Raw genomic sequence first — 21683 nt, forward strand, 5'->3', positions numbered from 1 at the left:
AAATATTTATTCATATTTACAGCAACATTCTATCAATATTTAACCTTTTAAACAGCATAAACGCAATCGGCTGGCGGACGGTTTGGCCTATCCTATCGGCTACCGTTTTGAGGAGTTAAAAGCCATGTTGACCGACCCTTCCCACAAATACCGCCCGTTTCCACCGATAGCGCTTGCCGACCGCCAATGGCCCAATCGCACGATCAGCCAAGCGCCGATCTGGATGAGCACCGACTTGCGCGACGGCAACCAAGCTTTGTTCGAGCCGATGAACGCCGAACGCAAGCTGCGCCTGTTCCGCACCTTATGCAGCATCGGTTTCAAGGAAATCGAAGTGGCGTTTCCGTCGGCCTCGCAAACCGATTTCGATTTCGTGCGCCGCTTGATAAACGAGGGTTTGATCCCCGCCGACGTGACCATCGAAGTGCTCAGCCACGCTCGCGAACCCTTGCTCCGTAGAACCGTCGAAGCCTTGCAGGGCGCGCGCTCGGCCATCGTCCATATCGTCAACGCCACCTCCCAAGCGTTTCGCGACCAGGTGTTAGGCATGAGACGGTCCGAGGTGTTGGCGATGGCTGTCGATGCGGTGCGCTTGGTCAAACAATTGACCGCCGACCAACCGCAAACCCAGTGGCGCTTGCAATACAGCCTGGAAGCCTTCACCGCCACCGAGCCGGATTTCGCCGTCGAGGTGTGCGATGCGGTCAGCGCCGCCTGGGGCGCGACGCCGGACAACAAGATCATCCTCAACTTGCCGTCGTCGGTGGAAACGGCGACGCCGAACGTCTACGCCGACCAGATCGAATGGATGCACCGGCATATCGCCCGCCGCGACAGCGTCATCCTCAGCGTGCATCCGCACAACGACCGTGGCACGGCGGTGGCCGCTGCCGAACTGGCGTTGATGGCCGGCGCCGAGCGCGTCGAGGGTTGCTTGTTCGGCAACGGCGAACGCACCGGCAACGTGGATTTGGTGACGCTGGCCTTGAATCTTTATACCCAGGGCGTGGCGCCGGGCTTGGATTTTTCCGACATCGACAAGGTGGTGGGCGAATTCGAGGCTTGCACCGGCATGAGCGTACCGCCGCGCCAACCCTATGCCGGCGAGTTGGTGTTCACCGCGTTTTCCGGCTCGCACCAGGACGCCATCAAGAAAGGCTTTGCCGTCCGGCAACCCGATAGTGTCTGGAACGTGCCGTATCTACCGTTCGATCCGGCCGACGTCGGTCGCGGTTACGACGCGGTGATCCGCATCAACAGCCAGTCCGGCAAGGGCGGCATCGCCCATTTATTGGAAAGCCATTACGGCGTGGTGCTGCCGCGCCGTTTGCAGATCGAATTTTCGCGAGTGGTCCAACAGCACACCGACCGCCACGGCGGCGAAATCGGCGCGGAAGCGTTGTGGCAATTGTTTGCCCAGACCTATCTGGATTTGGCAAAGCCTTTGCGTTACCGGGGCCATCAATTGTTCGAGCACGCGCAAGGCCAAGGCATACAACTGAACATTGAATGGGACGGCGAACCGCGCACATTAACCGGCGTAGGTAACGGACCGATAGACGCCGCCGTCCAGGCTTTGCACTGCCTCGGCGGCGCAGTGTCGGTACGCAGTTACGAAGAACGCTCGGTCGGCAGCGGCGGCGATGCCCAGGCCTGCGCCTTCGTCGAACTGGCGGCAGCGAACGGAACCACGACCTATGGCGTCGGCTTGGACGCCAACATCGTTACAGCATCAATTAAGGCGCTGATCAGCGGTTGCAATCGCTTGGGCGGCGATTTGGGCATTATGCAATTTCGCAAAATTGAACATGCAGGTTTGAGCGCCGATAGCACGGCGGCGTCCGAGGCAACCGTTTAACGCAGGAGACAACATTGAATACTTACCGCCGGAATGCCCAGGATTATGCCCAAAACTCGCAAGCCCAACAGCAATGGGCTAAAGAACTGATCGCGGGCATGCGCTTGACCGGCCGCGAAACCGTGCTGGATTTGGGTTGCGGCGACGGCAAAGTAACGGCGGAAATCGCCGCAATCGTCGATCAAGGCACGGTGGTCGGCATCGACAACTCGGAAGCGATGATCGCCCTGGCCCAGCGCCGATACCCGCAAACGCAACATCCCAACCTGGCTTTCCAAGTCATGGATGCGGGGAATTTAAGCTTTGCCGAACAATTTGACGTGGTGTTCTCCAACGCGGTACTGCACTGGGTCAAGCAACACCAACCAGTGGGCGGCGATGGACCGAGTCAAAGGCACGGCGCCATGGTCGCGGTATTTCGGCGGCTTCGAGTTTCCGAACACCTTTTCGGGAGTCGATGAATACCGGGTGATGCTGAAAGCCGCCGGATTTACCGTCGAACGGCTAGAGCTCGTCGCCAAGGACATGACCCACGATGGCCGTGCCGGTTTGGCGAGCTGAATTCGAACCACCTGGCTGCCTTACACGCACCGTGTTCCCGAGGCATACCGGGAAGCCTTTATCGAAGCGGTATGTTCCAGATATCTGGATCAAGTGCCCTTGTGCGCTGACGGCCAAGCCCATGTGGCGATGGTCTTGCTTGAGGTTGAAGCGGAGAAATCGGCAAAACGTTAATCCGAGTAGCCCCGAATAGCGAAGCGAATTCGGGGGAATGGGATGCCTTTTTCCGTATGAATATGGTTCGATATTCGCACGGTCCTTATGCGTCAAATGCTTAGCTGATTGTGTTAGTTCGGCCAAGACCCGCCAAACGAAACGAACCTGCCAATGGCGGAAAATTTCAAGCTAGTTGTCGCCTCAATGCAAAAACTCATGCGGCTATATTGCCCTAGCTGGCGGCCTCCTGGTTTGTGGTATTGGCAGAGTTTTGCGTATCGGCCTGGTCAGGATTGAGATACACGGTATGGACGCGGTTCCAGCGGCGGGTCTGTCGGCTCCAGCGCCGGGGGTTTTGAGCCTTGGCTTGTTCGTACAACGCCTGGCGTTGAGCAAGCAGGGCCTGGTCCAAGCCGGCATGGCGTTGCGCCGGGGTCACGAAGCCGATGGCGCTGTGGCGGTGTTCGTGGTTGTAACCTGAAGGTCATAAATACCACTGCACGAGATCAGCCACCCAGTGCCGGGCGGACGTTAAGTCGGCAAACGGTTGCAACGGGTATGGCGGACGGTATTTCAAGGTTTTGAACAACGATTCCGAATAGGGGTTGTCGTTGCTGACCGCCGGTCTGCTAAAGGACGGCATGATGCCGAGCCGTTGCAGGGTGGCCAGCATCGTGGCGCCTTTCATTGGGCCGCCATTATCCGAATGCAGGACGACCTGTTGGGGCCGCAGGTCTTCGCGCTGATAGATGTCCCGTAACAGCTCGCTGGCCAATTGGCCGCTTTCTGCCTCGAACACCTGCCAACCCACGACCTGCCGACTGAAAATATCCAGGAACAGGTAGAGATAGTAGAACCGGCCTTTGACCGCCGCCGGCAGATAGGTGATATCCCCGCTATAGAGCTGATTCGGCGCGGTGGCCGTCAGCGCCTTGGGCTGGGTACGGGGCTGGCTGGGGCGCTCGCTACGGCGGTGCTTCAGTTGCCTTGCGGCTTTCAGAATGCGGTAGAAGGTCGATTCGGACGCCAGATAAATCCCTTGGTCGGCCAGGCGCGGGACAATCTGGCTGGGCGGCAGATCGGCAAACTCAGCCGAATTCGCGACGACCAAGAGGTGACTCCGCTCCGCATCGCTCAAGGCATGCGACGGCGTATAGTGCCGTTGCGGCCGGCGGTCTTCCGTCAATGTTTCCCCGGCCTGCCAACGTTGCAAGGTGCGCGGGCTCAGGCCCAGTACGGCACAGGCTTGGTCCTGGCGAGCACCGGCCGCCGTGGCTTCGGCGACTGAGTCGACCAGCTGCTGGCGCTGCGGAAGGGAGGTCATTCGACCGCGCCCACCCAACAGCGCCCGCACCTTTTCTTGTGCCCTGTGGGTATTTGCAGGATCAACAAGGCAGCGGCTTCGGCTAGTGCTTTCTCCTTACGCTGGAGTTCGCGTGCCAGACGCTGGTTCTCGGCCTTGAGGCTACGCAGATTCTGGCTTTCTTCGCGATCAGGACGCAACCTGGCTGAGGCGCAAAACTCGCTTTTCCACTGCGCCAGTTGATGGGTAAATACGCCACGCTCCCGGCACCAGGCATTCAGCACCTCGCCGCTCAAACTATGGCTTTCCTGGAGGGCCAGCAAACGTTCTTCGGGCCGCCAATCTTGAGGCCGCTGGGCGGACTTGGCTGTGACAGGACGGTGATCGGTCGAGGAGGTGTGGCTCATCCAGGTTTTTAGGGTATGTATGCTCAGGTTTCATTCATCGGCAACCGTTTGAATGGATCGGTTGCCCCGGCTGTAGACTTTCGCCAACGCTTGGTCTTTGAATGCATCAGAATACTGCTTTTTGGAACGGCTCATGGTTCATCTCAAATTTCAAAAGGAATGGAAATTTGAGGCGACAACTATTCTGACTCAGGGGGCTTTGATGTTCTCGCACCATGCGAATGGCTCGCTCTCGGATTTCTGATGAATATTGGTTTGATGTTTTCTCTTTCATTGCTCCATTCTCTCAAAGGTTGGAGCCTCCGAGAAAACCGGGGCGATTCACAGCAGTTCCGCAACCCAACTCGCCGAGATCGAAGCAGGCAACTCCAAACGATGGCCTTGGGCATCCGTAAAGATAATCGCCGCAGTTGGCGCCTGCTCAATCTGCACCGGTATCAGTGCAGACGAACCAGGTGCCGGTAATTTTCGATAGTCACTCAGTCGCGTCGTGAACGTGCGGACGTTAATCTGTTGCTCAGCGCAATACTCGGCTTGCGATAGATCACTGCGTTGCCACGCTTCAATATGCTGACGCCATTTCGATGTGATCGCCATTACTTCTCCTGGCCAAAAAAGCACAGGATGCCGCAGGTGGAATATTTTTTACAGACGGGGACGGCTGGGCGCTTACAATCAACTTTGCAATTTCCTCGTTTTTGTTAAATTTTAATTTCAAGGTTGATCGTTTGAGGTATTCGGAAGGTAGGTCTTAAACCCGGAATTAATAAAATCCTGTTGAAATTGTTCCGCGCTCACGGGTCTGCTAAACATGTAGCCCTGCAGCGAATCGCATTTTTGCTCAGTTAGAAATGATAATTGATCCTTGGTTTCCACCCCTTCGACTATGACCGACAATTTAAGCTCATGCGCCAGTGCGGTGATTGCCCGGACAAGGGTTTTACTGCCTTCGTCGCCAGGCAGATCAATCACAAATGATCGATCTATTTTGACGCTTTGTATCGGAAATCGGCGCAAGTAGGTTAAGCTGGAATAACCTGTGCCAAAATCGTCGATGCTGAGCCGCACTCCAAGCCCTTGAAACTGATGCAATACCTGGAGCGTGTTCTCGGGATCCTGCATAATTGCCGATTCGGTGATTTCAAGCTCCAGCGCGCTGGGATTAAGGCCGGTTTCGGCCAACGTTCGTTTTACTGTTTGAAACAGGTTGGTATCGAGGAATTGGCGTGCCGATACGTTCACCGCTACACCGCCGAATGGCCCATCATTTTCAATCCAGGTTTTGGCCTGTAAACAGGCCTCACGCAACACCCAGGCACCAATAGGCACGATAAGTCCGGTTTCTTCCGCCACGGTAATGAAGCGGTCCGGATACACCAAGCCCCATTCCGGATGCTGCCAACGCACCAGCGCTTCCGCGCTGACCACCACGCCGCTGTCGGTACAGACCTGAGGCTGATAATGCAGCCGTAATTCATCATGGGCTAAGGCATGCCTCAGACCCCGTTCCACCTTCATGCGTTCGATCGATTTTTCAGTCATTTCCAGGGTATAAAACTGAAAGTTGTTTTTACCGCGGTCCTTGGCCAAATACATGGCCGTGTCGGCGTTCATTAGCAGCGAATGGCTGTCCTTGCCGTCGTCGGGATGAATACTGATACCAATGCTGGCGGTGACCACAAGATCGTTGCCTTCCAAGGTAAACGGCTGGGTGAGGATGTCCAGGGTCTTTTGGGCAATTCTGGCGACATCGTCGATTTGGTTGATGTCACTCAGCAACACGATAAACTCGTCACCACCCAACCGAGCCAGAATATCGTTCGAGCGAACCGAGGCTCTCAGGCGGTCGCTGACGGCTTGCAGCAATAAATCGCCCAAGCGGTGGCCCAGCGTATCGTTGATCAACTTGAAACGATCCAAATCAAGATACATCACGGCCAGTTTGCGGTTATGCCTTTGGCCGGTCGATAATGCTTGAGTAAGGCGGTTATGAAACTGGTCGCGATTCAGTAGCCCGGTCAAGGGGTCGTGATTGGCCAGATAGATCAATTGCTGTTCGGCGTATTTACGGTTGGAAATATTCTGAATTTGCACAATAAAATACTGCGGATCGCCGCCAGCGGTGCGAACCAGCGAGGCGCTCATCATAGTCCAAATGGTCTTGCCGACCACTTTATGAAAGCACTCCACCTCAATCTGAAACGTCGGCAGTAAGTCAGTCACCAATTGCCGCAAGTAGTGGTTTATCACATCATCATGATGGTCTGCATGCGTGAACATTCGCAGATTGGAACCCAGCAACTCATCTCGCGTGTAGCCTAAAATTTCACAGAGGGCATTGTTGACTTGCAGGAAACTACCGTCCAGGGCTATCAGCGCCATGCCGATGGCGGCCAGTTCGAATGAGCTATGGAAACGTTCTTCGCTTTCCCGCAGTAAGTGTTCCATTTGCCGACGGGCGGTGATGTCGCGAAAAACCATAACAGCACCCAACAAGGTTCCATCGTCATCGAGTATCGGGGCGGCGCCGTCGTCCACCGGAATTTCTACTCCTGACTGACTAACGAACAAAGTGGGGCAATCAATGCCGGTCACGGTCCGACTCTGTAATGTACTGAGGACCGGGTTTTCAATGACACTGCGGCTCGACTCGGCTATCAGCGTCATGAGTTCGCTGACCCGTTTACCTTTGGCTTGTTCCAGACTGTGTTCCGTTATCGTTTCGGCCACCGGATTCATGAACCGGATGAACCCTTCAGCGTCGGTGGCAATGACGGCGTCACTGATACAGTGCAGGGTTTTGCCAAACCACTGTTCGCTTTCCTTCAGCTTGCGCTCCAGCTGATATTTATACAAAGCGACTTCGATGGAAGCGTGCAGTTCATCCGGCCGGAACGGCTTGATCAAATAGCCGTATGCGCCTGTGGCTTTCGCGCGCAACAAGGTAGCCGGATCGCTATAAGCCGTCAGAAAAATCACGGGAATATGCAGAGACTCCGTTATGGCATGCGCCGCGCTGATACCGTCCATCTCGCCTTTCAACACAATATCCATCATGACTAAATCGGGCTTATACTCATTGGCCAGCGTGATGGCTTGGCCTCCCGAAAAAGCAGTCGCGACCACCTCATAGCCGAAACCTTCCAACTGCCTACGAATATCCATGGCAATAATGCCTTCATCCTCGACGATCATAATTCTACTGGCTAACATGCGGAGCCCCTCCCACTTAACAAGTTTTAGTAAAACGCAGAGTAAAGGTGGATCCGCTTGTCCGATCCAGGCTCATCTGTCCCATGAGTTGATTGGTCAAGGTATCGACCAATTGCAGACCCAGAGAGCTGCTTTTTTTGAAGTCCATTTCGCTGGGAAGGCCGATGCCGTTATCGGATATTATCAGGATATATTCGTCTTGCTCCTGTGTGAAAGTGATGCCGATTTCGCCGCGCCGATCTCCGGGAAATGCGTACTTAATGGCATTGGACAGCAATTCGTTGATGATCAGGCCGCAGGGTATCGCCGTATCGACATCGAGAAACACATTGTCGATCTTCATGTTGAGCTTGAGTTTGTCGGAATACGCGCCATAGCCGAACAACAAATGGTCTGATAGGCTACGAATGTATTCGTTGAAATCTATCCTGGCCAGGTCTTTGGATTGATAAAGTTTTTCATGTAACAGGGCCATGGCTTTGATGCGATCAGCACTTTGTTTGAGTAAATCTGCGGTCTCCGGACGAGTTACATTGCCGGCTTGGAGGTTGATCAGGCTGGACACCACCTGTAGGTTATTCTTGACTCGGTGATAGACCTCCTTAAGCAGCATTTCCTTCTCTTTGAGGGTTTGTTTCAGTTTATCGTGGGCACTCTGGCGCTCGGTAATATCAACGATGGAGCTAAGGACGATTATGCCGTTATCGTCATCGATCAGGCCCAGGCCGATTTCGACCGGAAATTCGGTGCCGTCTTTGCGCAGCCCGTACAGATCGCGTCCAGCCCCCATGGGCCTGGAAACCGGATCGGCAAGGTAGGCCTGGCGGAAACCGATATGCCCGCCGCGAAAACGTTCCGGAATCAACATCTCCACCATCTGCCCGATCAGTTCGGTTCGCACGTAACCGAAGGATGCTTCCGTTTGCGCATTCACCATAACAATGGTGCCAGATTCATTCACCATCACGATGGCATTTGGTGCCGACTCCACTGCTTGCCGGAATCGTTGTTCCAGGCGCTTGCGCTCGGTAATGTCGACGATCGAACTGAGCACCAGGGTTTCTTCATGGCTTTCGATCAGACCCAGGCCGATTTCGACCGGAAATTCAGTACCGTCCTTGCGTAGCCCGTACAGATCACGTCCGGCCCCCATGGGCCTGGAAACCGGATCGGCAAGGTAGGCCTGGCGGAAACCGATATGCCCGCCGCGAAAACGTTCCGGAATCAACATCTCCACCATCTGCCCGATCAGTTCGGTTCGCACGTAACCGAAGGATGCTTCCGTTTGCGCATTCACCATAACTATGGTGCCAGACTCATTCACCATCACGATGGCATTTGGTGCCGACTCTACTGCTTGCCGCAACCGATCCTCAAGTTGTTTATGCTCGGAAATATTGTCATGGATTACAATAAGCCGGGCTAAGTTCTGGTCGGGAAACAGGATGACTTTCCCTGTAAACCAGAGCTGACCGGAACCGGTGTAATAAGGATATTCGAGCGAAAAGCTGGATAAAATGCCGTTCAAAACCGACCTAATACCCTCTGCGAACGCCTTTCCGCCTCTATCGTTGGTCAGCCCGGTGTCCAGCAGGGCCAGATAATTTCGTCCGGGTTGAAGGCTTGCTTTATCCCCGGCGTATGCCTGATCGAAATCAAGCCAAGGCCTACTGACTTTCAAGATATTCGCAGCTCCATCCAACACACAGTATTGTTTTGACAAGGAATCCAATATGGCGCCATTAAAATGTTCGGCGTTGCGCGCTGTATCTTGCCGGCCCAAGTCGGCCGGCGAGGGTTGGGCTGTGGGTTTTTCCAGGATGTCGGACCGGCTTTTTTCCTTATGTCTGCGCGCCAAGGCTGTACCGGCTTGACCGGCAAGAATCTTGAGGCCCTCAAGTTGATTGACGCTTAACTCGCGCTGTACGACATCGAACACACAAAGTGCGCCCAATGCTTCACCGGTGGGAATTAGAATCGGGCTGCCCGCATAGAAACGGATATGCGGCTCGGAAACCACCAGGGGATTGGCCGCGAAGCGACTGTCACGCTCGACATGCGGTACAACCAACACATCCGGGTGTAATAGGGTTGGTGTGCCGAATCCGCAGTCTCTGGGTTGTTCGTTGGCCGCTATGCCCTTTTTGGCTTTAAACCACTCGCGATCACTATCGACCAGCGTGATCACAGCAAAAGGCGTATCGCACATTAGTGCCGCCAGCCGGACAATGTCGTCAAAGTTTGATTCGGGAGGCGTGTCGAGGATGCAGTATTCGTGCAGCTTTTGTATCCGCAGAGTTTCAGCTTTCGATTCAAGCATAGCGAGTACCCCGCCTCGGTTTAGACACTAGGCCTAATCATAATCTATAATTCGGAGTCAGGTGCTAATGTTTGTATGGTAAAAATAGTTTCACGGAATCGCGCCGACAGTTCGTCCACTTGCATTATTTATCAGTTTTTGTAATATTCGAAAATCTGGTTACGCCTGCAAATTGACCTTGAGAGTTGCTGATTCTTCTTTGAACCACTACCGCCCAGCGTCCTGAAGAACGCGCTATGTCGGCATCGGAGAAGATCAAGTCGTTACTTGGAGTATCACGAGCCTTTTTAAAATGCTCACGGTCACTAATGTTGAAGGGTTTTGTATTCGGATTGGATGAATAGAGAAAATCACCGTTTGCATCAAAGTAAGATGTTCCGAACGCATCTGGAAAAGCCTTAATCAAGTGAGCCATGTGCTCATGAAATGGTCTAATAACCCCGGACACTTCTAAAGGCAGAATTTATACTGCTAGCAGAGGAGACCATGAGTAACGACAAAAAACACAATCGCCCAAAATACAGCCTGGAGTTCAAGCAAGATGCTACGAAGCTGGTTTTGGAAAAAGGCTACAGTCAACAGCAAGCGGCGGATCATCTGGGCATATCGCAAAGTGCCCTGGGACGCTGGGTACGAGCGGAGCGCAAGCCTTCGGCCAACGACTCGTCGACCAAAAAGTCTGGCCTGAATCTGGGGGATCATGACGAATTGATCCGGTTACGCAAGGAAAATGAACAACTGCGAATGGAGCGCGAAATCTTAAAAAAGGCCGCCGTCTTCTTTGCGAAAGAAACCGAATAAAGTACGGGTTTATTCGAGAGCAACAGAAGACGTACCCCGTGACCGTGCTGTGTCGAGTGATGCAGGTGAGCACCAGTGCTTATTATGCGTGGTGCAACAGTCCGCCAGACAGCGATAAAAAATATCAAGATCAACAGCTTGCCGAAAATGTGCTGCAGATATTTAACGACAACAAGCAAAGTTTTGGTTCACGCCGGTTAGCGGACCGATTGCAGAAGCAAGGTTTTGCTGTCGGCCGCTTTAAAACGAGGCGGATCATGCGAGATTTAAAATTGAAGGTCCGCTATCCCAAACGCTTTAAAGTGACCACGGACAGCAACCACAGCGAGGCCATCTCCCCGAACCGGCTGGATCGCCAATTCAAGGTCGCCCAGCCGAATCAAGTGTGGACCACGGACATTACCTAGTCGCCCCTGAAAAGCCACAAATTCACGGCTAAAGCATTGAAACACAATAAATAATTGAAGAAAAAGACGGGCAATAATTGCAAGAAATTAGTAAAATAGATATTAATTTCTTGCAAATTTTTATCGAAAATGAAGCCAAAATCCCAAGAAAGTAGCGGCCAAATCGATCTATTCAACACACCACTGGCCGACCTGTTGAATCCGAAGCATGAGCTTTACCAACTGGCAAATTTGATCGATTGGAAAGTACTGGATGATGCGTTCGGTGAATTTTTTACCGAGAACCAAGGCGCTCCGGCGTTGCCAACGCGTCTTATTGCCGGGCTTCATTACCTCAAACATGCGTTTGCACGCTCGGACGAAGCGGTCGTGGCACAGTGGCTTGAAAATCCCTATTGGCAATATTTTTGTGGCGAAGAGTATTTCCAACACCAGATACCTTGCCACCCCACGTCACTGACCTATTGGCGAAAACGGATCGGAGAAGAAGGTTGCGAGTGGATGTTATCGGTGACGATCCAGGCTGGCGTAGCCAGCAAGACCGTGAAGAAACAGGATTTTGAATCGGTGACGGTTGATAGCACGGTGCAAGAGAAAGCCATCACGTATCCGACCGATGGAAAATTGTATGAACGCTGTCGCCAGCACATGGTACGTCTGGCTGAGCAGCATGAGATTACACTACGGCAGAACTACAACCGCAAAGCCCCCTATTTGCTGATGATGGCGAACCGGTACAGTCATGCCAAGCAAATGAAGCGCAAACGCAAAATGCTCAAACAGCTCAAAACTTTGGTGGGTCGGGTTTACCGAGATATCGAGCGCCAATTGACGGATCAATCCGATGCAGTCAAATTGGCTTTTAAAGAGACGCTAGAGAAAACCCAACGGATTTTGAACCAACAACCCCAGGATAAAAACAAGCTGTACAGTTTCCACGCCACGGAAGTCGAATGCATTTCCAAAGGCAAAGTCCACAAGAAGTATGAATTCGGCGTCAAAGTGGGCATCACCGTCACCAACAAAAGTAATTTTGTGCTCGGCGCCCGCAGCTTTTCCGGTAATCCCTACGATGGACACACCCTGGAATCGTGTCTGGAACAGGCGGAGATTCTAAGCGGTACACGCGCAAAAGAAGCTTTTGTGGATTTAGGATACCGTGGTGTCGAGGTCCCGAACGTGACCATTTACAAAGCCCGGCAAAAGAGAGGAATAAACACCCGGCGACTCAAACGCGCCCTCAAACGCCGCAATGCCATCGAACCCGTCATCGGGCACCTCAAAAACGACGGATTGCTGGGCCGCAATTACCTGAAAGGCGAACTGGGCGATGCCATGCATGCCATCTTATGCGGTGCTGGCCACAATATCCGTATGATCCTCAGGCAGTTGAGGATTTTTTTGCCTCATTTTTGGAGACCGCCATGTCGGATTTTGGCGCGGCCATTGAGCGCGCCGTTTTTATTGTCGGCCTGAATGCTGGTGTTCGGAAAATATCGGCTTTTTCAGGGACGACTACCTATGTCTGGACGTTACAGGGCTGGCTGTATGTCGCGGTCGTGATCGATCTATTTTCCCGCCAAGTGGTGGGCTGGGCGATTGACGACCACATGCGGACTTCGCTCTGTGTCAACGCATTACAAATGGCCTTCTGGCGCCGTAAACCGTCGCCTGGGCTACTGCATCACTCGGATCGTGGCAGCCAGTATGCTAGCCGGGAATATCGGCAGCATTTGGCGGTGATGAAGATGGAGCAGAGCATGAGCCGGAAAGGCAATTGTTGGGATAATTCACCAACGGAACGCTTTTTTCGTAGCTTGAAGCATGAACAACTCAACTACGAAAAATTCAAAACCCAAGAGGCGGCAAAACTGAGCGTGATTGATTATTTGGCTTTTTACAATGGCCGTCGATCGCACTCAACATTGGGCTATCAATCCCCGATCGAATTCGACCGGGAATTTACGACAAACGCTGCCTAAACAGGTGTCCGGTTTTTGTTGACCATTACAATGATGTTTGGACCTGATAATGCATATAGCGGAAATACTAAAGGGAACAGCAGCCAGTTTGCCAAGCTTTTACAAAAACCTTAGCCGCTTCCCCCTTAGCTTCAGCGCCGACTCAGAGCGCCACTCCCTGCGCATCGAACAAGCCTTCGAATAAGGCCGAGCTCAAATAGCGTTCGCCGGAGTCCGGCAGTACTACCACAATGGTCTTGCCCACATTTTCCGGCCGTTTTGCCACCCGCACTGCCGCCGCAACCGCCGCACCGCAAGAAATGCCGGATAACAAGCCTTCTTCCCGCGCCAAACGCCGCGCATATTCAATCGCTTCGTCATTACTGACTTGCTCGATAGCATCGACCATGGATAAATCCAATACATCGGGCACAAATCCGGCACCTATACCCTGGATTTTATGCGGCCCCGGCTTTATATCCTGGCCGCTACGATACTGAGTTAACACCGGGCTGGCTTCCGGCTCCACGGCAATGGAAACGATGGGTTTGCACTGCGTGAGCTTGATGTAGCGCGACACGCCAGTAATGGTGCCGCCGGTGCCGACGCCGGCCACTAAAATATCGACCGCACCGTCGCTATCGTGCCAAATTTCCGGCCCGGTGGTTTGTTCGTGAATTTGCGGGTTGGCGGGGTTTTTGAACTGCTGCAGCAATACGTAGCGTTCCGGATCGGAAGCGACAATTTCTTCGGCCTTGGCGATGGCCCCTTTCATGCCTTTGGCGCCCTCGGTCAGCACTAGCTTGGCTCCGTAGGCCACCAGCAATTTGCGGCGCTCGATACTCATCGTATCTGGCATCGTTAAAGTCAACGGAATACCGCGGGCAGCGGCGACAAACGCCAGTGCGATGCCGGTATTGCCGCTGGTTGGCTCGATCAGCTCCTTACCTGGTCCCAGCAAGCCGCGCTGTTGCGCATCGTTGATCATCGCCGCGCCGATGCGGCATTTCACCGAATATCCAGGGTTACGCCCTTCGACTTTAGCCAATAGGGTGACTTGAGCGCCGTCAGTAATGCGGTTAAGCCTAACCAGCGGTGTTTTACCGATAGACTGCGAATTGTCGGGATACCAATATGCCATAACATTTTCCTTCAAAATGGATAGTCCAAAAAAAGCCAGTGCGCATGGACTTGCACTGGCTGTTTATGGGGTTGAATTAAGCTCACACAGCTAAATCAGAAAAACGTGCTGCACACGCCCTGGGTAGCCGTAGTACCACGGCTCCAAGATTGCGCCTGTTTGAAGATTTTTGCAACCTACAGCCAGGCCCATCGCGCATCCCAGGGATAGCCGGCCATAAATCAAAGACAGCAAATTCAAGCCGCCAGGAAGAGTTATAACTAAATCTGGAGTACAGCCGGACTTGAAGAAAGGTGGCGCCCTCTGCTGAAATGAGATTGTCGAGATCGAATACCAGCAAAATGAGAGACGCCATGAGTAAAGATAATGCAAAAGAGTGGGATAGCGCTAGTGCGCTCAACGACCCTTTGACAGATTTGTTGAAGATGGGCGCTAAGGCCTTGATCCAACAGGCCGTTGAGGCGGAGTTACAAGCGTTTCTGGGCGAATATGCCAAGGTGACCGATTTACGGGGCCGACAAACGGTGGTGCGTAATGGCTATTTGCCGGAGCGGGAAATCGTGACGGGTGTGGGTAACGTGACGGTCAAAATCCCCAAGGTTCGAGATCGTTCTGGCGGCGGGGTCAAGTTCAACTCGTCGCTAGTGCCGCCGTATGTTCGCAAGGCCAAGCGGGTGGAAGCGGCATTGCCCTGGCTGTATTTGCGCGGTATATCGACGGGTGACATGCAGGACGCCTTGTCGGTCCTGCTGGGCACAGAGGCGAAAGGCTTGTCGCCAGCGGTGGTCAGTCGTTTGAAAGCGCAATGGGCCGAGGATTATCAAGCCTAGCATCGGCGGGATTTGTCGAATCAGCGCTATGTGTATGTGTGGGCCGACGGTATTTATTCGACCCTGCGCGGCGAAGATGACCGCTTGTGTCTGTTGGTGATCATTGGTGTCAATGAGCACGGTGAAAAGCGGCTTTTGGCGCTCTCGGATGGCTATCGAGAATCCAAGGCATCCTGGCTGAGCGTGTTGCAAGATTTGCAGACTCGCGGTTTACAGGACGCGCCGAAACTGGCCACCGGCGATGGGGCTCTGGGTTTCTGGGCGGCGGTGAATGAAACCTGGCCGCAGACACGGACGCAACGCTGCTGGGTGCATAAAACGGCGAATGTGCTGGCTGCATTACCGGATTCGATTCAGGCTAAAGCCAAGGCTGGCTTGAAAAATATCTGGCTGGCAGAAACCAAAGACCATGCCAGCAAAGCCTTTGACAGCTTCCGGCGTGACTTTGAGGCCAAATACCCCAAAGCGGTCAATATTCTGGAAAAAGACCGTGAATCGTTACTGGCGTTTTACGATTTTCCCGCTGAACACTGGGTACACATCCGCACCACCAATCCGATCGAATCGAGCTTTGCGACCATTCGCCATCGGACAACGCGGACCAAGAACTGCGTGTCACGGCATTCGCTGCTAGGCCTAGTGTTCCAGTTGGCACTGACCGCCGAAAAAAGTTGGCGCAAGATACGCGGATTTAAACAACTACCGGATGTGATCAACGGCATTCGATTTCAGGATGGCATTGCTGTCATTACTGAGTCGGATAAAGCCGCAGAAAATCAGCAGATCGCCGCCTGATTCAATTTGCCTATACACCAGATTTGACTATTTCTCCGCCAGGAAGCACCGCCAGCCAAAGCCTAGCGTTACCGGAAAGTGATTGAAGGTTTGATGAAATGATCCTGAAAGCGCACACCGGTCAAGGCATGCGCGGGATCGGAAGAATTTACTTTTTGGATGTTCTGATAATTGAAGTCAGATGACGGCCGCATTGTGCGCAAACAAAGTTTCCGGTGGGTACGCCGGAGACATATTCTTTGGCTAAGGACGGGTGGTCGCAGTGCTCGTCATTTCTACTTTTAGTTGATGTATCTAATTTCTTTGCGTCCATAATCTTCCCCTTGCTTTACGCATACTTACAGGATTATTTAACAAATTTTTTTACGTTAAAAGCTAAGCAAAAAACATACACACAGAACACAAGCTTATGTACTTAAAAGACTTTTAATAGCCGCCGATTAAACCCAGCGAAAGCCGAACGATCAGGTGTAAATTTTCTCGACTTAGCGATTTATGCTAACCAGCCGCTTAATACGCCAATTTGCAGAATTTCAGCGACTAATGGAGTGAAATCGAAAAAATCAACTGAACCAGTTTGTTTGTTTGCAAAAAGGCTACTGTAAAAAATTCCGACAGCTGCTAAACGCCAGGTGTCTGGCCGGCTAGCAGGGAATTTACCGGGCCAAATACCATTATTCAAGCCGCCGGACCGCGCAACCATTTGGAAAAACAATTAAAATTCGGCAAACCGACAGGCACAAAAAAGGGGCTTGTAAGCCCCTTTTTTACGATTGCGTGGAGCAGTCTATTTAACCGCTTCAGCAATTTTGTTAAACGCTTCAACCCGTTGTTTGCCGGTATTGGCTAAATCGATGCCATTCTCGACGATCATTTGAATCAAGCCCGGTGTGCTGTAAACGATTTTGCCCATGTAAGCCACTACTGGCACAGCAACAATCGCACCGAACAATGTACCGATACCTACCATATGCAGCATTTTGGTAATCAACACCACTATATCCAGCGGCAACAAAATCAAAGTACCGAAGTACAACAATACGATGAATGTGAACAGCGCGAACACCACAAACTGCAGCAGTCTTACCAATGCGACATTAAGGTTTTTCATGTTTATTTGTCTCGAATGAATGAAGAATCTTTAGCAAACACAGGCAACGTATTTGATTTTCGTTGCCTTTTCAGCCGGTTAGCCAACTGGCGGCATTATAAAATAAAAGCCCTACCGTTTCTTGCTTTTTTGCCGGTTAACCGTGGCTTGGACGCCTATTCATCAGACTGAAATTGATATGCCGCGGGTTTCTTTTCGATAAAAAACGGATGTAGCAAAGCGCCTGCGACGAAACCGCCCAGATGCGCCCACCATGCAGAATCCACCGCCACATTATCTAAAACCGCTGCGGTGAAGACATCACCAATCTGAATGATCACCCAAAATCCCAGAAAAGCTATCGCCGGCACATGGAAAAACAGCGGATAAAATAGGATGGGCACCAGTATCACTACGGTCGCTTGCGGGAAACGGAAGAAATACGCACCCAACACCCCGGCAATCGCCCCCGATGCACCGACCACCGGCACCGCCATCTTCGGGTAAAAATACCACTGCGCATAGGTTGCCAAGAGTCCGCACAACACATAAAACGCCACAAAGCGTTTATGTCCCATCAAGTCTTCGATGTTGTCGGCAAAGATCCATAAAAACACCATGTTCATCAACAGATGCAGGAAACCGCCATGCAGGAACGTATTGGTAAAAAACGACAGATAATAATCCGGCGGCAGACCAAAACTATAAGCCCAATCCGGATTGGAATAGCGAATTGGCACCATCCCGTACATGTAGACAAAGTGTTGGCCCATTTCGTCCGGCATAAACAGCATCGCCACGTACACTGCTATGCAAATAGCCATGATGCCCCAGGTCACATAAGGTTTGGTGTTGCACGGAATCGAGTCGCGTATGGGTATCATCTTAGGCTTCCTAAAGTAGTGGGCACATAAATCAGAGGCGAATTAAAATTTTTCGTTCCAAGTCTTCTCCAGCCGCTGCACCGAAACCGGATAAGCCGTTTTCAGTTGCTGCGCAAACAAGGACACGCGCAATTCCTCCAAACTCCAGCGGAAGGCTTCGCGCTCAGGCATGGGCACCAAAGTCTTCATTTGTTTTTCGACATGCTGCCAAAAGCGTTGCGATAGTCTGTGCAGACCTTGGATATCCGCCGAATCGGGCTTTTGCTTATCCAGACGGCACTCAATGGCTTTTAAATAACGCGGCATCGCTTGTATCTGCGCCAGCGGCGTATACCGCAAGAAACCGCTAAACAACAGCAAACTCAACTGTTTTTCCAAGTCTTCTCGCAAACTTGGGTTCACGCCCGGCTGTTTCAATCGCTGTCTGAGCGCTTGGTAGTTTGCCATGATTTCCGTGACATGCTTGCCCACCTGATTCCCAACCGTGACCAGCGTAGACTTTTTGGCCGCCAGCGCCGCTTCGAACTGCTGCTGGCTGCGAATCGTACTATCAGCAACAAACACACTATTAAAGATCAAGAATAGTAGATCCTCCTTAAAATCGCCGCCCGGCCGTTCTGTCAAAAACGGATGCTTGGGCAGTTGATTGTAGGCCAATTGCAAGGTGGCCTGTACGCCGCTGTTTTTTAACAAATACTGGGCGTCCTTGCGGCATTGCAATTGAAACAACTTGGTCAAGCCGTCGAAATGCGCCAGATCGGCCTTGTATTGGGTGTCGAGAATCTTCACCCCCACCGTGTCGCCTTCATCGACAATGGCCGGAAAGCCGATGAATGTCTGGCCCTTTTGCATGAACTGCCAAGTCTCCGGCAAGTCGTCAAACGCCCAGGCGATACAGCCGGTGTGGTTCATCTCTTCTTGCGCCAGCTTATCGAAACTGTCGCCGGCCTTGGTGGCATAGTCGGCTTGCAGCTTGGCCAGGTTGCGACCGTAACCCAAGGCCCGGCCATGATCGTCAACAATCCGGAAATTCATTTTCAAATGATCTGGCAACGCATCCGGCTGCCATTCGTTCAGCGGTATCGACTCGCCGGTCAATTTGCGCAAACGACCGCTCAACCACTCGAACAATGAGCCTTTAAAATCCGGCTCGATTTCCAAACAAGCCTTGGCGGTATTGGGCACCGGCACAAAGTGCTTACGTAGATGCTTGGGCAGGGACTTGATCAACGCCGTCACCTTTTCTTCCAGCATGCCCGGCACCAGCCAATCGAACGGCGCTTGGCGGATTTGATTGAGCTGATGCACAGGTACGATCGCCGTCACCCCGTCTTCGTCGTGCCCCGGCTCGAAGCGATAATGCAATTCGATGGTTAAATCGCCGATTTTTTTACTGTCCGGAAAATCCCAATCGTTAATCTGATTGTCGTCGCTACGGGTCAGATCTTCTTTGTTTAAAAACAAAATCTTCGGATTATCGCGCTCGACTTTCTTGCGCCATTGATCGAGGGTAATCCCGCTCACCACCTCGGCCGGCAGTTTTTTATCGTAAAACTGATACAGCCATTCCTCGTCTTCCACCAAGTCGACTCGGCGGCCCTTATGCTGAATGTAGCCCACCTCTTCCAACAAAGTTTCGTTGGCCTTAAAGAACGGCGCATTGCTGTGGTAATCATGATTCACTAGCGCATGGCGGATAAACATCTCCCGCGCGGCTTTAGGATCGACGTTTTCGTAAGGCACTTTGCGCTTGGCTTGTAAGGTCAAACCGTACAATAGCGTGCGTTCGTAAACCCCGCTGCGCCCGGCGTTTTTCTCCCAATGCGGGTCGTAATAATTGCGTTTGACCAGATGTTGGGCACAGGCTTCTATCCATTCCGGCTCGATCTTGGCGACAGTGCGCGCATAGACCTTGCTGGTTTCGACTTGTTCGGCGGCCATGATCCATTTCGGCTTGGCCTTATGCTGGCCGGAACCCGGAAAGATGAAAAACTTCAACCCCCGCGCACCGAGATATTCGTATTGCTCGTGTCTAAAACCGATATTCGATAACAAACCCGGCAACAACGCCATATGAATCTGTTCGTAATTGGCCGGATTGCCACTGGTCTTCAAGCCCAAATCACCACGCGCCACCTGCATAATCTGGGTGTGGATGTCATGCCATTCACGCATGCGGATGTAGGACAAGAAATTATCCTGGCAATACTTGCGCAGTTTGCTGTTGGTCAGATGCTTCTTCTGTTCTTCAAAGGCATTCCACAAATTCAGCAAACTTAAAAAGTCGGAATCCTCGGCCTTGAACTGCGCATGCTTCGCTTCCGCCTGCGGCATTTTATCGGCTGGCTTATCACGCGGGTCCTGAATGCTTAATGCCGACACAATAATCGCCACCTCATGCAGCGAGCCCAGCTCAGCCGCCGCTAACAACATCCGCGCTAGTTTGGGGTCAGTGGGAATCTTTGCCAGTTGTCGCCCGGTATCGGTCAACCGGCCGGCCTTATCCAGCGCATCCACCTCAAATAGCGCATTCTTGCCGTCGCGGATCATCTTGTCGTCCGGTGGCTCGACGAACGGAAAATCTTCGATGTCGCCCAGCTTCAAAGCCGCCATCTGCAGAATCACCGACGACAAATTGGTGCGCAGGATTTCCGGCTCGGTAAACTCCGGCCGCGCCAAATAATCCTCTTTGGAATACAACCTGATGCAAATACCTTCCGCCACCCGGCCGCAGCGCCCTGCCCTCTGGTTGGCGCTGGCTTGCGAGATACGCTCGATAGGCAAACGCTGAATCTTACTTTTATGACTGTAACGACTAATACGGGCGTGGCCGGAATCGATCACGCAGCGGATGCCCGGCACGGTCAACGAAGTCTCCGCCACGTTGGTCGCCAAGACGATGCGCGGCTTGTTGCCGCTGGGCTTGAACACCCGCTCCTGCTCGGCCACGCTGAGTTTGGAATACAGTGGCAACACTTCGTAGCGGGTATTATTGTGCGACTTGCGCAAGGACTCGGTGGTCTCGCGGATCTCATGCTCGCCGCTCAAGAAAATCAGAATGTCGCCGCGCATATCCCGATACAACTCGTCTACCGCATCCAGAATGGCTTGCTGTAAATCGGCGGAGGTTTCGTCGTCTTCTTCGATTAACTCGATAGGCCGATAACGTACATCCACCGGATAGGTGCGACCGGACACATTCACAATAGGCGCATCATTAAAATGCTTGGCAAAGCGCTCCGGATCGATGGTCGCGGAAGTAATCACCACCTTCAAATCCGGCCTTTTGGGTAACAACCAGCGCAGATAGCCCATTAAAAAATCGATATTCAGGCTGCGCTCGTGCGCCTCGTCGATGATGATGGTGTCGTATTGATTTAAATAAGGATCGTTCTGCGACTCGGCCAGCAGGATGCCGTCTGTCATCAATTTGACCAGCGAATTGGGATGGGTTTGGTCGTGGAAGCGCACCTTGTAACCCACTGCCTGGCCGATGGGCTGGCCCAATTCCTCGGCGATACGGTCGGCGACGGTGCGGGCCGCGATTCTTCTTGGTTGAGTGTGACCGATCAAACCGGTTAAGCCACGGCCGATTTCCAAACAAATCTTCGGCAATTGCGTAGTCTTGCCGGAACCGGTCTCGCCGCAAACGATGGTGACCTGGTTATATTTAATCAGCTCGGCAATCTCATCCTTTTTGCCGCTGACCGGCAAGTCCGGGTAATTAATCACCGGTACCGACGCCCGGCGCTGGTTGCAACGCCCGACCGAGCGCTCGATCTTATCAGCCACTTGCTGCAACGCCCCGGCTATATCCTTGCCCTTACTCGCCTCGCTCCGCAAACGGTCCAGTTGCCGCTTCAAGCCGTGGCGGTCGGTACCCATGCAGGTTTGAAGATTTTTGGCGAGTTGTTTGAGAGTGTCAGGAACGGACATGAGGACGGAGAATCTGATAA

At 52.6% G+C, this 21683-nt stretch carries 14 protein-coding genes and 2 pseudogenes; 7 read left to right on the top strand and 9 right to left on the bottom strand.

What is annotated here, in order from left to right:
* Nucleotides 1-82: 82 nt before the first annotated feature.
* Both leuA and EBB_RS26190 read left to right on the top strand, forming a co-directional pair.
* Nucleotides 83-1858 carry a 2-isopropylmalate synthase gene (gene leuA, locus EBB_RS21820; RefSeq protein ID WP_442785865.1) on the top strand — a complete coding sequence of 592 codons (1776 nt, stop codon included), beginning with the start codon at nucleotides 83-85 and terminating at the stop codon, nucleotides 1856-1858.
* Between the two features lie 14 nt (nucleotides 1859-1872).
* Nucleotides 1873-2319, top strand: a complete 447-nt coding sequence (locus tag EBB_RS26190) for a class I SAM-dependent methyltransferase (protein WP_225587700.1) — start codon at nucleotides 1873-1875, stop codon at nucleotides 2317-2319.
* Between the two features lie 488 nt (nucleotides 2320-2807).
* On the opposite strand, the pseudogene EBB_RS21830 reads toward EBB_RS26190, so the two are convergent.
* The 5 genes and pseudogenes from EBB_RS21830 to EBB_RS21850 all read right to left on the bottom strand — a co-directional run bounded on the left by EBB_RS21830 (nucleotide 2808) and on the right by EBB_RS21850 (nucleotide 10233).
* A pseudogene (locus EBB_RS21830) lies at nucleotides 2808-4420 on the bottom strand (IS3 family transposase).
* 186 nt (nucleotides 4421-4606) lie between these two features.
* On the bottom strand, nucleotides 4607-4882 hold the full coding sequence (tnpA, locus tag EBB_RS21835; protein WP_192395791.1) for an IS66 family insertion sequence element accessory protein TnpA: 276 nt from the start codon (nucleotides 4880-4882) through the stop codon (nucleotides 4607-4609).
* A gap of 117 nt (nucleotides 4883-4999) precedes the next feature.
* Nucleotides 5000-7498, bottom strand: a complete 2499-nt coding sequence (locus EBB_RS21840) for a GGDEF domain-containing response regulator (protein ID WP_192395792.1) — start codon at nucleotides 7496-7498, stop codon at nucleotides 5000-5002.
* A 16-nt stretch (nucleotides 7499-7514) separates the two neighbouring features.
* Entirely contained in the window at nucleotides 7515-9818 is a 2304-nt protein-coding gene (locus tag EBB_RS21845; RefSeq protein ID WP_192395793.1) for a PAS domain S-box protein, read from the bottom strand.
* Between the two features lie 124 nt (nucleotides 9819-9942).
* Nucleotides 9943-10233, bottom strand: coding sequence for a PDC sensor domain-containing protein (locus EBB_RS21850; protein ID WP_192395794.1), 291 nt, complete (start codon nucleotides 10231-10233; stop codon nucleotides 9943-9945).
* 71 nt (nucleotides 10234-10304) lie between these two features.
* Between EBB_RS21850 and EBB_RS21855 the strand changes: the two genes are divergently transcribed.
* The 4 genes from EBB_RS21855 (at nucleotide 10305) to EBB_RS21870 (ending at nucleotide 13008) form a co-directional block, all read left to right on the top strand.
* A complete protein-coding gene (locus tag EBB_RS21855) occupies nucleotides 10305-10619 on the top strand; it encodes a transposase (protein ID WP_192395795.1) in 315 nt (104 codons plus the stop codon).
* 59 nt (nucleotides 10620-10678) lie between these two features.
* The gene (locus EBB_RS26560; protein ID WP_225587838.1) at nucleotides 10679-11026 is read left to right on the top strand and encodes an IS3 family transposase; all 348 of its coding nucleotides are present in this window, start codon (nucleotides 10679-10681) and stop codon (nucleotides 11024-11026) included.
* A gap of 129 nt (nucleotides 11027-11155) precedes the next feature.
* Entirely contained in the window at nucleotides 11156-12502 is a 1347-nt protein-coding gene (locus EBB_RS21865) for an IS5 family transposase (protein WP_225587194.1), read from the top strand.
* On the top strand, nucleotides 12451-13008 hold the full coding sequence (locus EBB_RS21870) for an IS3 family transposase (RefSeq protein WP_192395797.1): 558 nt from the start codon (nucleotides 12451-12453) through the stop codon (nucleotides 13006-13008). The genes EBB_RS21865 and EBB_RS21870 overlap by 52 nt, the downstream gene beginning before the upstream one ends.
* Nucleotides 13009-13150: 142 nt before the next feature.
* Here EBB_RS21870 and cysK read toward each other — a convergent pair whose 3' ends face one another.
* Nucleotides 13151-14128 (bottom strand): cysteine synthase A, encoded by a 978-nt coding sequence (cysK, locus tag EBB_RS21875; RefSeq protein WP_192395798.1) that lies wholly within the window; start codon nucleotides 14126-14128, stop codon nucleotides 13151-13153.
* 353 nt (nucleotides 14129-14481) lie between these two features.
* Here cysK and EBB_RS21880 point away from each other — a divergent pair.
* Nucleotides 14482-15753 (top strand): annotated as a pseudogene (locus tag EBB_RS21880) (IS256 family transposase).
* Nucleotides 15754-16540: 787 nt separating this feature from the next.
* Here the strand turns inward: EBB_RS21880 and EBB_RS21885 are convergent.
* The 3 genes from EBB_RS21885 to hrpA form a co-directional block, all read right to left on the bottom strand.
* Nucleotides 16541-16864 (bottom strand): hypothetical protein, encoded by a 324-nt coding sequence (locus EBB_RS21885; protein WP_033158040.1) that lies wholly within the window; start codon nucleotides 16862-16864, stop codon nucleotides 16541-16543.
* A 155-nt stretch (nucleotides 16865-17019) separates the two neighbouring features.
* On the bottom strand, nucleotides 17020-17727 hold the full coding sequence (locus EBB_RS21890; protein WP_192395799.1) for a rhomboid family intramembrane serine protease: 708 nt from the start codon (nucleotides 17725-17727) through the stop codon (nucleotides 17020-17022).
* 42 nt (nucleotides 17728-17769) lie between these two features.
* Nucleotides 17770-21663, bottom strand: a complete 3894-nt coding sequence (hrpA, locus tag EBB_RS21895) for an ATP-dependent RNA helicase HrpA (RefSeq protein ID WP_192395800.1) — start codon at nucleotides 21661-21663, stop codon at nucleotides 17770-17772.
* Nucleotides 21664-21683: the final 20 nt, after the last annotated feature.

Source organism: Methylomonas fluvii, assembly GCF_014850975.1.
Classification (GTDB): domain Bacteria; phylum Pseudomonadota; class Gammaproteobacteria; order Methylococcales; family Methylomonadaceae; genus Methylomonas; species Methylomonas fluvii.